This window comes from Hyphococcus formosus (assembly GCF_046736345.1).
In the GTDB taxonomy this organism is placed as follows: Bacteria; Pseudomonadota; Alphaproteobacteria; order Caulobacterales; family Parvularculaceae; genus Hyphococcus; species Hyphococcus formosus.
This window is the reverse complement of record NZ_CP157210.1, coordinates 2,253,515-2,266,245: the sequence shown is the minus strand read 5'-3', so window position 1 is coordinate 2,266,245 and position 12,731 is coordinate 2,253,515. Positions and strand designations below refer to the sequence as shown.

15 protein-coding genes are annotated in these 12,731 nt (G+C 55.3%); 14 read left to right on the top strand and 1 reads right to left on the bottom strand.

Going from position 1 to position 12,731, the window contains the following annotated elements:
* Nucleotides 1-51: 51 nt before the first annotated feature.
* From thiE to ruvB, 6 genes are read left to right on the top strand one after another with little or no spacing between them, the layout of a single operon-like run.
* Complete coding sequence (thiE, locus tag ABFZ83_RS10405) at nucleotides 52-699, top strand: thiamine phosphate synthase (protein WP_411816485.1); 648 nt, start codon at nucleotides 52-54, stop codon at nucleotides 697-699.
* Between the two features lie 35 nt (nucleotides 700-734).
* On the top strand, nucleotides 735-866 hold the full coding sequence (locus ABFZ83_RS10400; RefSeq protein ID WP_411816484.1) for a hypothetical protein: 132 nt from the start codon (nucleotides 735-737) through the stop codon (nucleotides 864-866).
* A 39-nt stretch (nucleotides 867-905) separates the two neighbouring features.
* On the top strand, nucleotides 906-1,904 hold the full coding sequence (locus ABFZ83_RS10395) for a tetratricopeptide repeat protein (RefSeq protein ID WP_411816483.1): 999 nt from the start codon (nucleotides 906-908) through the stop codon (nucleotides 1,902-1,904).
* A 47-nt stretch (nucleotides 1,905-1,951) separates the two neighbouring features.
* Nucleotides 1,952-2,464 carry a crossover junction endodeoxyribonuclease RuvC gene (gene ruvC / locus ABFZ83_RS10390; protein ID WP_411816482.1) on the top strand — a complete coding sequence of 171 codons (513 nt, stop codon included), beginning with the start codon at nucleotides 1,952-1,954 and terminating at the stop codon, nucleotides 2,462-2,464.
* The gene (gene ruvA, locus ABFZ83_RS10385) at nucleotides 2,461-3,087 is read left to right on the top strand and encodes a Holliday junction branch migration protein RuvA (RefSeq protein ID WP_411816481.1); all 627 of its coding nucleotides are present in this window, start codon (nucleotides 2,461-2,463) and stop codon (nucleotides 3,085-3,087) included. The genes ruvC and ruvA overlap by 4 nt, the downstream gene beginning before the upstream one ends.
* Nucleotides 3,088-3,124: 37 nt before the next feature.
* Nucleotides 3,125-4,153, top strand: a complete 1,029-nt coding sequence (gene ruvB / locus ABFZ83_RS10380; RefSeq protein WP_411816480.1) for a Holliday junction branch migration DNA helicase RuvB — start codon at nucleotides 3,125-3,127, stop codon at nucleotides 4,151-4,153.
* A 2-nt stretch (nucleotides 4,154-4,155) separates the two neighbouring features.
* Here the strand turns inward: ruvB and ABFZ83_RS10375 are convergent, their stop codons facing one another.
* The gene (locus ABFZ83_RS10375; protein WP_411816479.1) at nucleotides 4,156-5,205 is read right to left on the bottom strand and encodes a hypothetical protein; all 1,050 of its coding nucleotides are present in this window, start codon (nucleotides 5,203-5,205) and stop codon (nucleotides 4,156-4,158) included.
* A gap of 117 nt (nucleotides 5,206-5,322) precedes the next feature.
* On the opposite strand from ABFZ83_RS10375, the gene ybgC reads away from it, so the two are divergent.
* The 8 genes from ybgC to tilS all read left to right on the top strand — a co-directional run bounded on the left by ybgC (nucleotide 5,323) and on the right by tilS (nucleotide 12,599).
* Nucleotides 5,323-5,745: a tol-pal system-associated acyl-CoA thioesterase gene (gene ybgC, locus ABFZ83_RS10370; protein ID WP_411816478.1), complete on the top strand. Its 423-nt coding sequence runs from the start codon at nucleotides 5,323-5,325 to the stop codon at nucleotides 5,743-5,745.
* Between the two features lie 297 nt (nucleotides 5,746-6,042).
* Nucleotides 6,043-6,753 carry a protein TolQ gene (tolQ, locus tag ABFZ83_RS10365; protein ID WP_411816477.1) on the top strand — a complete coding sequence of 237 codons (711 nt, stop codon included), beginning with the start codon at nucleotides 6,043-6,045 and terminating at the stop codon, nucleotides 6,751-6,753.
* A complete protein-coding gene (gene tolR / locus ABFZ83_RS10360) occupies nucleotides 6,753-7,187 on the top strand; it encodes a protein TolR (protein WP_411816476.1) in 435 nt (144 codons plus the stop codon). Before tolQ ends, tolR begins: the two co-directional genes overlap by 1 nt.
* Before the next feature lie 37 nt (nucleotides 7,188-7,224).
* Nucleotides 7,225-8,091, top strand: a complete 867-nt coding sequence (locus ABFZ83_RS10355; RefSeq protein WP_411816475.1) for a hypothetical protein — start codon at nucleotides 7,225-7,227, stop codon at nucleotides 8,089-8,091.
* 41 nt (nucleotides 8,092-8,132) lie between these two features.
* The gene (tolB, locus tag ABFZ83_RS10350) at nucleotides 8,133-9,461 is read left to right on the top strand and encodes a Tol-Pal system beta propeller repeat protein TolB (RefSeq protein ID WP_411816474.1); all 1,329 of its coding nucleotides are present in this window, start codon (nucleotides 8,133-8,135) and stop codon (nucleotides 9,459-9,461) included.
* A 297-nt stretch (nucleotides 9,462-9,758) separates the two neighbouring features.
* A complete protein-coding gene (gene pal, locus ABFZ83_RS10345; protein ID WP_411816473.1) occupies nucleotides 9,759-10,265 on the top strand; it encodes a peptidoglycan-associated lipoprotein Pal in 507 nt (168 codons plus the stop codon).
* Between the two features lie 209 nt (nucleotides 10,266-10,474).
* Nucleotides 10,475-11,302: a tol-pal system protein YbgF gene (ybgF, locus tag ABFZ83_RS10340; RefSeq protein ID WP_411816472.1), complete on the top strand. Its 828-nt coding sequence runs from the start codon at nucleotides 10,475-10,477 to the stop codon at nucleotides 11,300-11,302.
* Complete coding sequence (gene tilS, locus ABFZ83_RS10335) at nucleotides 11,289-12,599, top strand: tRNA lysidine(34) synthetase TilS (RefSeq protein WP_411816471.1); 1,311 nt, start codon at nucleotides 11,289-11,291, stop codon at nucleotides 12,597-12,599. The genes ybgF and tilS overlap by 14 nt, the downstream gene beginning before the upstream one ends.
* The last annotated feature ends 132 nt before the right edge of the window (nucleotides 12,600-12,731 follow it).

The window sequence follows — 12,731 nt, the reverse complement described above, 5'->3', positions numbered from 1 at the left end:
TGCGGTCGTCGCCTATCGCAGTTTCTTTGCGCGCGCCCTATATAATCTCTTATGCATTTAGACAGTCGATTATATCTGATTTCGCCGCCACAAGTCCCTGACCTTGCCGCGTTTGCCGAAGCGTTTAAGGCGGCGCTTGGTGCCGGTGATGTTGCGAGCCTTCAACTCCGACTGAAATCCGCCGATGGTTCAGCGGTGCCTGATGATGATGTGCTCTATGCGGCTGAGGCGTTAATGCCGATTGCCCAGAAAAATGAAGTGGCATTTATCATTAATGATCGCCCGGATCTGGTGCTGAAAACCGGCGCAGATGGGGTCCATGTCGGGCAGTCCGATGCGTCGTGCAAAAAGGCCCGTGCGATTTTGGGCGATGACGCAACTGTGGGCGTGACCTGTCACGATTCGAAACACCTTGCGCTTGTCGCCGGTGAAGAGGGGGCCGACTATGTGGCCTTCGGTGCGTTTTTTCCGACCAAGACCAAGGAAACCAAATTCAAAGCCGAAACCGGCCTACTTGAATGGTGGAGCTATGCGACGACCCTGCCATCGGTGGCAATTGGCGGCATTACGCCAGAAAATTGCCGGCCGATCGTGCGGGCGGGGGCTGATTTTCTCGCAGTTTCGTCTGCGGTCTGGGACCATCCAGAGGGGCCAGCCGCAGCTATCAAGGCATTTGAGAAATCCATCTCTGAGGCATGATCCTTGCTACTCATAGCGCAAAAGAGGTGTGCGTTATGATTAAACCGGAATGGATTTCAATGCTTTGTGGTGTTGCCATCGTGGCGATGTGCTTTGCGTTTTCATTTGCTGAGGGCATGAATATGTCTGCGCCTGCAAGTGGCACTGAGGTCGCAATCAACCGCTAGGCGGCGCGGACGAACCGGACTACACTTCTGCGCATGAGGGTGCGCTATTTACTAATTTCTGTCGTGACTGGTTTTCTGCCGCTGACGTCAATCGCGGCGGACAGCGAAGACTTGTTGGCAGCAAAATCGGCGATCCGCGCTGGCGACTATGGCGAGGCGCGTGCGGCACTTGAGCCACTCGATCAGGCGGGTGACGCCGACGCCCAGCATCTCCTCGGATATCTCTATGAAAACGGATTTGGCGTAACCCGCGATCTTCAGCATGCGGTTAATTTATACCTTCGAGCAGCGCGCGGCGGTAATGCGGAGGCGCAATTCGCATTGGGAGAACTCGCTTATGAAGGCGAAGGCATCGAGCAAAATGCGAAGACCGCAGCCGGTTGGTATCTTCTCGCCGCGAAACAAGACCACGCCTTAGCGAAGTTACGCCTTGGGGTTTTGTATGCCGAGGGCAATGGCGTGAAGCGCGACCGACAAAAAGCGCTCAGCTATTTCGAAGATGCGGCGATTGCCGGTGAACCCATTGCCCAACGCAATTTGGCGATTGCCTATCTTTCCGGCGATGGCGTGGCGCAAAATCTTGGCAAAGCGGCGGAGTGGTTTGAACTGGCCGCGGCAAAAGGGGATGCGGTCGCGAATTATAATCTCGGTCTTTTATATCAATCAGGTCGGATCGGCCCGCCGGACCTGACGGCTTCGGCGGAAAAAATGCGTGCCGGTGCGGAAGCCGGGTTTCCCCCTGCCATGGTCGGGCTTGGTTTGTTGCTGCATGAAACCGGCGGTGCCGATGAGTTACCGGTCGATTGGTTTGAACTGGCAGCGGCCCAGGGTGATCCGCAAGGGCGTTTTCTCTATGCGGTGGCATTGGCCGAGGGTGATGGCCGCCCCCAGGACATCGCCGGTGCGATCGGGCAATTGGATTTGATCCTTGCAGATAAAACATTGCTTGATCCCGAATTCCGCCGGCAGGTGTCATCATTGCGAAAGACCCTGTTGAAAGATTTGCCGCGAAACCGTCAGGCAACAAATAGAAACTGACTGCGCGGGCATTCCCCTTTTGTTCCAAATTGCTCTATGGTCGCCCCATGAGCGCAGTGATTCGTATTTTGGGGATTGATCCCGGTTCCATCGTAACCGGATGGGGCGTGATCGAATGTGCCGGCACGCGATTATCCTATATCGCCTCAGGTACGATCCGCACCAAGCGCGGTGCCGCCCCGGCCGAAAAGCTCGCGCAGATTTATAGCGGCCTTACGGAATTGCTCGATACCCATTCGCCAGATCAGGCAGCCGTTGAAGAAACTTTCGTCAATGCCAATCCGCGCGATGCGCTCGTTCTGGGGCAGGCAAGGGGCGTTGCGTTGTTAGCGCCGGCCAGTAGGGGGCTGACGGTCGCGGAATATGCGGCGAATTCGGTCAAGAAATCGGTGGTCGGTCGCGGTCACGCAGACAAGCAGCAGGTTCAATCGATGGTCAAAATCCTGCTGCCGAAATGCGGTGACCTCAAAAGCGACGAGGCCGATGCGCTGGCGGTCGCGATCTGCCATGCGCATCATGCGGGGCATAATTCAATGATCAAAAGGCAAAAAGCATCATGATCGGCAGACTAAAAGGCAATGTCATTTCTGTCAGCGAGGACACGGCCATTATTGATGTGGGCGGTGTTGGTTATGAAATTTATGCGGCTTCCCGCGTTCTGCAGGGATTCCAGATCGGCGAAGATGTTGTCCTGTCGATCGAAACCTTGGTGCGCGAAGATCTGATCCGGCTTTTTGGCTTTCCGTCCGAAAGCGAACGCGCGGCCTTTCGCATTTTACAAACGGTTCAGGGGGTCGGCGCGAAACACGCGCTGGGCATTCTTCAGGTGCTTACCCCGGCTGAGCTATATGACGCCATCGCCGCTGAAGATCTGACGGCGGTGTGCCGGGCCCACGGGGTCGGTAAGAAACTTGCGCAGCGGATCGTCACCGAGTTGCAGTCAAAAGTTGGTGCGCTGGCGGCGACGACTGGCGATGGGCCGACACTTGTGGCGCGGCGGGCGGTGGATGATGCGCCTGCGGATCAAGCGGTGGGTGTGCGCGCTGATGCGGTATCGGCGCTATCGCATCTTGGCTATGACGGTGTCGATGCTCGCCGGGCGGTGGCCCGCGCCGCCGAAGGGCTGGATAGCCCCGGTGTCGAAGTGTTGATCAAGGCGGCGCTGAAAGAGTTGGCTGCCTAAGGTAGTCATGCGTAACATGGTGTAGACGGATAATTGAATGGCTGAGCCCGCATATAACGAAGACCGACTGATCGACGGCGATACAAAGCCCGATGATCTTGATGCTGCTTTGCGGCCCAAGATGCTTGATGATTTCGTTGGTCAGGCGAGCGCGAAAGACAATCTGCGGATTTTCGTTGGTGCGGCCAAGGCGCGGTCCGAAGCGCTCGACCATGTTCTGTTTCATGGCCCGCCGGGCCTCGGCAAGACGACGCTGGCGCAGATTGTGGCCAATGAACTCGGTGTTGGTTTTCGGGCGACCTCTGGCCCGGCCATTACCAAGGCCGGTGATCTGGCGGCGCTCCTTACCAATCTAGAGGCCGGGGACGTTCTTTTTATCGATGAAATTCACCGGCTCTCCCCCGCAGTCGAAGAGGTGCTTTATCCCGCGATGGAGGATTTCGCGCTGGATTTGATTATCGGCGAAGGGCCGTCAGCGCGATCTGTACGGATTGATCTGCCGCGCTTCACCTTGATCGGCGCGACGACCCGATCCGGACTTCTCGCGAAACCCCTTCTTGACCGGTTTGGTATTCCGGTTCGGCTCGAATTTTATACGCAAAAAGATCTCGCGTCGATTGTCGCGCGCGGAGCTTCGCTCCTTGGCGCAGAAATGTCCGTGGACGGTGCAAATGAAATTGCCCGCCGCGCCCGCGGGACGCCGCGTGTGGCCGGACGGCTGATGCGGCGGGTGCGGGATGTCGCGACCGTTGAAGGGGCCGCAATTATTGATGCTGGCGTCGCAGATCGCGCACTGGAACGGCTGGAGATTGATACGCTCGGTCTCGATCCGCTTGACCGTCGTTACCTTCGCTTGATTGCCGAACATTTTGGCGGTGGGCCGGTTGGTGTTGAAACACTCGCCGCGGCCCTTGCCGAAGCGCGCGACGCCGTTGAAGACGTGATCGAACCGTTCCTATTGCAACAAGGGCTTATTCAGCGCACGCCGCGCGGCCGGATTCTCTCCGCAGGCGCTTGGACCCATTTGGGCCTGGTTGCGCCTAAACCGAGCGCGCTTGATCTTTAAAATCAGTTGATAACGCCAAAGTCGCGCAGATGACCTTCAATCCGATTGCGTAAATCATCATCAGATTTTTCGTACAGATGGATTACGGCGTAATTCTCAACGCCCGCGCCATTCGCGATAAAAAGATTGGCGCTGTGCCACCAATCATCCTGGGTCAGCTCAATCACGTTTTTGGTTTGCGCATGCATCACCCCAAAAAGCGCAGACCCCTGATCGGCGATAACGGTTTCCATCTCCGGCGCTAACGCATCGAATTTTTCTGGTGAGGCTTCGCGGGTATCGAAAACCTTCCCGCCGAGATTCTCGACGATCCGCGCGACCGTTTCCGACGGATAAACCCGCTGCGCCGCTTCACTTTTCGTATCAAAACGACCGAGATAGATCATTGATCCGGGTTTAGGGCTGGGCGGCGTAATATTGAATTTGTTGCGGAAGGCTGCGACTTCCGGCTTGCCCCAATAATAGCTGGGAATACGCTTTTGCAGAATACGCGCATTTTCGATGCGCAGTGTTTTCTCGGCTATCACATAGGAAATCCCCAAGGCATTTATGTCACGCAAGACATAAGGTTTGTCCGCAAGCACCTTCGGTAGCACAAGCGGCTCGACAATATTTTCGGCCGTGATCAGCGCCAGCACAAAATCACCAACCCAATCACCATAGGTGTACGGAGTTTCCGCTTCGATGATCGTGCCGGCCGGAATAGTCCGCGCAGGCTGAATTTTGCGTGATTTCAGAATTTCTGCTGTCGATGGCGGGCGAATGGAATAGCGCGCAAAGCAAACGCCGTTCTTTATGGCAAGCCCCGTGGGCGTGTAATCAATTGCGGTCGCGCCCGTAAATTCATCGCGCGGGGTTTTATAGGCTAGCCGCAATTGCGAACCGCGATCACCGACGGCTTCGACCGCATCTTTTTGTTCGCATTCGAGTTCGTCTTTTCGCGCAGGTTTCCAAAGGCCAATGGCGGCAAAAAGTTTTTGGATGGGCGTTGCAACCCAGATCCGCAACCGCACCAAGGGGTGTCGCCAGTCGAGATTCCCGATCACTTTCATTCGCGCAACCTTTGATACCTTTTCGTCGTGTTTGCTCAAACGGGTCTAATGGCCCTAATCGATGAAAGAGCCGTGAACAACAACACATCTCGCGGCGAAATGTGTTAATGAGACCAGATGACTGAACAGACGTATTATACTTTACCCATTCGCATCTATTACGAAGACACCGATTTTTCCGGTGTCGTTTATCATGCGGCTTATCTCAAATTTTTTGAACGTGGCCGGACTGAATCGTTGCGTACTTGCGGGGTTCATCATTCCGAGATGCTCAAACGAGACGAGCCCTTGGCTTTTGCCGTGCGCAAGATGACCACAGAATGGATCACGCCTGCGCGGATAGATGATCTGCTTGAGGTGCGGACATGGTTTGTCAGTGCGAAGGGCGCACGAATGAATTTGCGGCAGGAAATTTGGCGCGATGATCAAATGCTCGCGACCGCTGATGTCGAAGCGGCATGTATGTCACTTGATGGCCGTGCGCGGCGATTGCCGAAAGAATTTATCGAAAGTTTTGGCGTTGACCGCCGGCCCGGGTAAAAAAATTACGGCTCGTCAAAATCTGCGTTTTTGGTCGTAAACCTTTTATTAACCGGGATTAAACTTTGGAAAGCACCCATAAGAGGGCTTCCTAAAGCCTCTGAATTGCCCAATTTCCAGCCATAAGGGGATTATACGAAGGCCCGTTCAGTGTTAACGATAGTCGAGCCCCGCGCGGGGTGATAGCGCGCATAAGGGTCGTTTGTGCCGTTTTCTGTGTTTTCGCAGGCGGCAGGCGGCAAAGTTTGGTTTTTTGTTCCGCCCTATTCGGGGCGGTATCATGGGATATGTGAGACAATGGAAACAGAAGTCGCAGCAGCCGCATTGGGGGGCGATTTTAGCCTCTGGAGTTTGTTCCTGCGTGCCGACCCGATCGTGAAAACCGTGATGGCTATTCTTGTCATTGCGTCAATCTGGTCGTGGGCGGTGATTATCGACAAGTCGCTGACCTTCAGCAGAATCAAATCGAAATCCAACAAATTCGAAGATCAATTCTGGTCCGGTAAGCCGCTCGACGAGCTTTATCGCAAGATTGGTGATCGTCAGGATCACCCGATGGCGCGGGTTTTCGCCGCCGCCATGGAAGAGTGGAGCCAGGCGAAGAATGCTGGCCGGTCCGACACGCTGGCGATCAGCGCCCGTGACCGCATCGACAAGATGCTCAATGTCACGGTCTCGCGCGAGCTTGAAAAGGCGGAAAGCAATCTGGGTGTTCTTGCGACGGTTGGTTCTGCGGCACCATTTGTTGGTCTGCTCGGCACCGTCTGGGGGATCATGAATGCGTTCCAAGCGATTGCGCTAACCAAAGACACCAACCTCGCGGTTGTTGCGCCGGGTATTGCGGAAGCATTGTTCGCGACGGCCTTGGGTCTGCTCGCGGCGATCCCGGCAGTTGTTGGTTATAACCGGTATTCAGCGGCGCTTAATTCTTATGCGGTGCGGCTTCAGGGATTTGCGGATGAGTTCTCGGCGATCCTATCGCGTCAGCTTGACGAGAGGTCGCGTTAATGGCTGTGAAACTGAACACGGGTGGCGGGCGTCATCGGCCCGGCCGCACCCAGCCAATGGCGGAGATTAACGTCACGCCATTGGTCGATGTGATGCTGGTGTTGTTGATCGTGTTTATGGTTGCGGCACCATTGCTGACGGTTGGGGTTGCTGTGGACTTGCCGGAAACTGCGGCCAATCCGATTCAGGAAAGCGGCGAACCATTGACCGTTACCGTGTCGGCGGATGGCACCATCTATGTGCAGGAAACCGCAGTGGAATATGAAAACCTTGTTCCGCATCTCGAAGCGGTTGCGACCGCAGGTTACGACCAGCGTATCTTTATTCGCGGCGATGAAAACCGTGCGTATGGGGATGTTGTTCGGGTGATGGGACGAATTAATGCGGCCGGTTTCCGCCGTATCGGGCTCGTGACCGAGTCGGAAGCAGAATGATCCAAGCAAACGGTTTGTAACGAAGGCCAGTGGTTTCATGCGTTTTGGCGTTTTCGCATCAATTCTGTTTCACCTCGCCCTTGTTGGTGCGGGGTTTATTGCGCCGTCTTTTATCGATTTGCCGGACGTTGCGCCGGAACAATATATCCCCTTGGATTTGATCCGCGAGGCTGAACTCGACCTGAAAACCAGTGTTCCCGCTGCTGCGCCGGAGCCGGAAGAGGAGCCCGAACCGGAACCCGATATTCCCGAACCGGTTGTCGAGGAACCGCAGCCGATCGAAGAAGCGCCCCAGCCCGTGGCAGAGGCGGAACCGGAGCCCGCGCCGGTGGTTGAGCAACCCGAGCCCGAACCTGAGCCGATTACGGAACCGGAACCAGAGCCAGCGCCGAAACCGGAGCCGAAAAAGGCACCGTCGGTAAAACCGAAACCAAAGAATGATGAGCTTGATCTCGATGCGCTGTCGCAACTTATCGACAAAGAGCGCCAGAACGAGAACAAACCAAAGCCGTCGGCACCGTCACAGACGACTGAGACAGCGGAGCGCGCGCGCGCAGCCATCGGCGCTGGCGACCGCCTGACGGCGAGTGACGAAGCAAAAATGCGGGCGGCGATTGCGCGGTGTTGGAATGCGAGCACGATTATTGGCGCACCGGAACCGGAAAAGCTATTGGTCGTTATTGATTTTGAATTGAACCGCGACGGCACATTGGCGTCACAACCGCGCGTTGTAAATGATTTGCAAATTAACCTGTCTGGCAATCAGTTCTGGCGCGTCGCCCGGCGAGAAGCCGCAAGCGCGGTTGTAAAATGCGCGCCTTATGATTTCCTGCCGCAAGAGCGGTATGAGACATGGAAAGAGTTCCGATTTAATTTCGATCCGAGCCTGATGGTCGGACGATAAAACAAAACCTAATTTCAGGGGGCCTGAAAGAGAGTAGCGATATGAGAAAAATTCTGACGATTCTCCTGACATTTATGGTCGCCGCATTTGGCCAGTCCGCTTTTGCGCGGGTAACCATCGACATCACCCAAGGGAATGTTGATCCGATGCCGGTCGCCGCGCCAAATTTTCTGGGTGCGGATGATCAAACGGCTGCATTGGGTCGCGACATCACTGGCGTGATCATGGCTGACCTTGATCGGTCCGGTCTGTTTCAGGTTATCGATCAGCGGGCCTATATCGAAAAACCGGAAAGCGTGAATGCGCGCCCGCGCTTTGCGGATTGGCGGATTATCAACGCACAGGTTTTGATTGTCGGCGAGGTGCAGGAATTGCCCGATGGCCGCATTCAGGTTTCAACCCGCGTGTGGGACGTTTATGGCGATGAGCAATTAGGCGCGGTGGCGTTTAAGACCCCGGCCGATAATTGGCGGCGCGCAGCGCACAAAGTCGCTGATTTTGTTTACAAAACCCTGACCGGCGAAGAGGGCTATTTCGATACGCGTCTGGTTTTCGTTCATGAAACCGGCCCTAAAGACAAGCGCGTGAAGCGCCTGATGATCATGGATCAGGATGGTGCCAACCCGATCCCGCTGACCGATGGACTCGGCTATCAGGTTCTTACGCCACGTTTCTCGCCGACCCAGCAACAGATCACCTATATGGCGCTGTTCGATAATCGTCCGGGTCAGGTCTATCTGTTCAATATTGAAACCGGCGAGCAGGAACAGCTTGGTACATTTCGCGGCATGACCTTCGCGCCACGTTTTTCACCGGATGGTCGACAGGTTCTAATGTCGATGGAGCGGGGCGGGAATTCAGATGTCTTTAAAATGGATTTGTCGACCCGGCGTCTAACCCGTCTAACCGATGATTCATCGATCGACACCTCGCCGACCATGTCGCCGGATGGTCGCCGGATCGCGTTCACATCGGACCGTGGCGGCACACAACAGATCTATGTGATGAATGCCGATGGCACGGGCCAAAAGCGGATCACCTTTGGTGAGGGGCGTTATCAGACACCGGTCTGGAGCCCGCGCGGCGATTTGATCGCGTTCACCCGAATGTATGGCGGACGGTTTTACATCGGGGTGATTCGCCCGGATGGAACCGGCGAGCGTTTGTTAACAGAGAGTTACCTTGATGAAGGACCAACATGGTCTCCTAACGGACGAGTTTTGCTGTTTTATCGTCAATCACAGCCGCGTCGCGACGGAACTGGTGCTGAATCTTCGTTATGGTCAGTGGATTTAACGGGAAGAAATCTTCGTCGAATTCGCACCCCGGGTGATGCTTCGGACCCTGCGTGGTCTCCATTATTGCCCTAAGTTACTCTTTTAAGGACGAAAATTCTGGTCGAGGATAAACGAAATTTCATTTTCTCACCGGAACAGTCGTTCTTGATTGCGAGCCCGTGTATCGCTACGATTCGCGCGTTGGTTAAATTTTAGGATTTAACTGACACAGAATTGTAAGATGGGGACTATAAGACTACCGTCGCGACTATGCGCTCATCTGCGCGTATGGGGTGTTGTAAAATATTAGGCTACGGGGCGGGGGCGCGCGCTCGCCAGGCCGGTTCAGGAGCCCAGGTCAAAACGGACTGGGAAGTGGAGCAAATAAATATGACGAACTTTTTTAAATCTGCGGGGGTGATCGCTTCTCTTGCGCTTCTTTCCGCCTGCGCTAGCACTAATGACGTTGGTGTTGTTGATACAACGGGTCAGGACACATCTGCGTCTAGCGCACCTACGGGGCCAGTGCCGGGTTCACAGGCAGACCTAGAGAATTCTGCCGGTCATCGCGTCTTCTTCGCCTATGACCAGTACACGCTTTCTCCACAGGCTCAGGCGACACTCGCTAAGCAAGCCGCTTGGTTGAAAGAATATCCGCAGACACGCATCATGATCGCAGGCAACTGCGACGAACGCGGCACACGCGAATACAACCTCGCGCTTGGTGCTCGCCGTGCTGAATCTGCAAAAGCATATCTCGTCAGCCTCGGTGTTGATGGCTCACGCATTACGACAGTTTCTTACGGTAAAGAGCGTCCGATTGATACGCGTTCAACCGAGGACGCATGGTCGGTCAACCGTAATTCAACAACAACGATTACTGGCGTAGCTTCTTAAGCTTCCCCGTTGTTGTAACGGAACAGGGCGCGTCGCTGATATTATCGGTGGCGCGCCTTTTCTTTTGGTCATTTGGGTAAAGCGGCGTTTTTTCGACAAAGTTTCATGCCATAATTGACCGGAACGCCATATGGTTCCCATATCAGCTATTGTAATATTGGCCGGTTCCGGAACACAGATGAATTGGACGAAAAGAGGTAGAGAGCACCATGCGCATTAAATCAGGTATGATCGCGCTTATCGGCGCAATGGCTTTGGCCGGACCGGCGCTTGGCGGCACGAAGGATGATGTCCGTGATCTTCAAGCGCGGATGCAACAGGCGGAACAGGCAATCGCCAATCAAAGCGCGATGATGGTTCGGATCTCTGAACTGGAGAGCCGTAACCAGCAGCTGACCGGCCGTATTGAAGAATTGACCTATAAACTTGAACAAGCCAACCAGCGGCTTGATGCCGTTACCGCGGCTTTGTCTGGCGGCACGGCTAGCGAGTTTGGTGATGCTCCCGTTGCCGGCGATGGACCGGTTGATCTGATGGGCGGTGCATCCGGTGCCGCGATGTCGAGTGATGACCCGATTGGCGATCAGATTGCGCGTGAGACGACCGTTGACCAAACGGGAACCGTCGGCGGCGGCGATGTTTCTTTACCGATCGACCCGAATGCGGCGTTTGATTATGCGTCGGGTTTCTTGCTCGCCGGGGACTATCAACGCGCCAAGGCTGCGTTCAGTCTTTATCTTGAGGCTTTCCCAAATCATCAGCGCACCCCGGATGCGCAATTCCGTTTGGGTGAGATTCATCTTGCGCTCGGCGAGAATGCGGCAGCGGCCGATGCCTTTATTGCGCATATTCGCAACTATCCGAATAACAGCCGTGCAGCGGAAGCTTATCTCAAACTCGGCACGGCGTTTGCGCGTCTCGATAAAACGAGTGAAGCCTGCACTGTCTTCAAAACCATGAAGTCAAAACATCCGAACGCACCGAGCGCGGTCGTTCAGCGTACGGATCTGGAAATGGCGCGCATTGACTGCAAATAAGCCGATTTCCCAGAGCGCTTTTGACGAACGGGCAAAAGCGCTCGACCTGCCGAAAAAATTTGCTATCGCTGTTTCCGGTGGGCGCGATTCTATCGCGCTCGCGCGGCTCGCGGCTGGTTATGCCAAAGCCACTGGAGCAGAGGTTCTTGCGCTTACGGTCGATCATGGGTTGCGGCCCGAGGCCGCCAAAGAGGCCGCAAAAGTATCGCAATGGTGTGCGGCGATTGGCCTTTCGCATCGGCTTTTGCGTTGGGCAGGCGAAAAACCAAAAACGGGCATTCAGGCGGCCGCGCGATCAGCGCGTTATCGGCTCTTGATTGAAGCCGCGCAAAGCGACGGCTGCGAGGCAATTATAACGGCCCATAGTTTAGACGATCAGGCAGAAACTGTTTTCATGCGGCTTGGCCGCGGTGCGGGTCCGCGCGGCTTATCCGCCATGAAGGAAGAAACATGGGTCGCCGCCGGTGCGGGAGAACCGATTCGATTGTTACGGCCCTTGCTGGGCTTTCGCCGGATGGACATTACCCGGTTTCTCGACGAAGCCGGGCAGGATTATGTCGATGATCCGTCTAATGACGATCCCACCTATGAGCGCGTGCGTGTGCGCGCGGTGATCGGGGCGCTGGAGGAGCAAAACCTTCTGACCGCAGCGGCGCTGGCCAAAACTGCAGAAGAGATGGGCAGGGCGCATAGGCGTCACTGTGCGCAGGAAGAAGCGGCATTTGAAGCACAAGACGGGAAGTTCTATCGCTGGGGCGGCGTATCGCTTAATCTGGACCCGAAAACCGACCTTGATGTGATGACGGGGCTATTGCGGCGGCTCATCTATTCGGTGGGGGGCGCTGTTCACTACCCAAATCAAGATCAGGCCCGTTCGGCCTATTCTCAGGTCACTGCCACCGGGACGGCGACACTGGGCGGTGCATTGCTGAAAATGCGAAAAGACATGCTCTGGATTATCCGGGAACCAGCGGCGATTACCGGTCGCGCCGATATTCCCCCTCTTGGCCGGGTCCCGCTCGATCAGCCGATTTTGTGGGATAACCGCTTTATCATTACGCCACAGGCCGGATTTTCTGGCGAAATCGGACCGTTAACAGAAAATGACATCGCGCAATTGGCCGCTGGTTCCGGGTTTTTTGAGGGGCCAAAAGAAGCTTTGGCGACGCTACCTGGTATATATGCAGACGGCATATTGATTGGCGCGCCGGCCCTCCTATTTAATCAGACGGAAGCGGCTGTTTTGCGGTCGCTGACACCGGAACGATATGTGTCGGAAATTGTTAGATTTTCGTAGAAATGTCACGAATCGGATAGCGCTGGCATTTCTTAACGCCTATCTACTAAACTACTGGACTTGAACCGGCGTATAATCAATTGCGCCGCAAAATTACGAATTAAACTGCCCAATACCGATCTGGGTGACGGG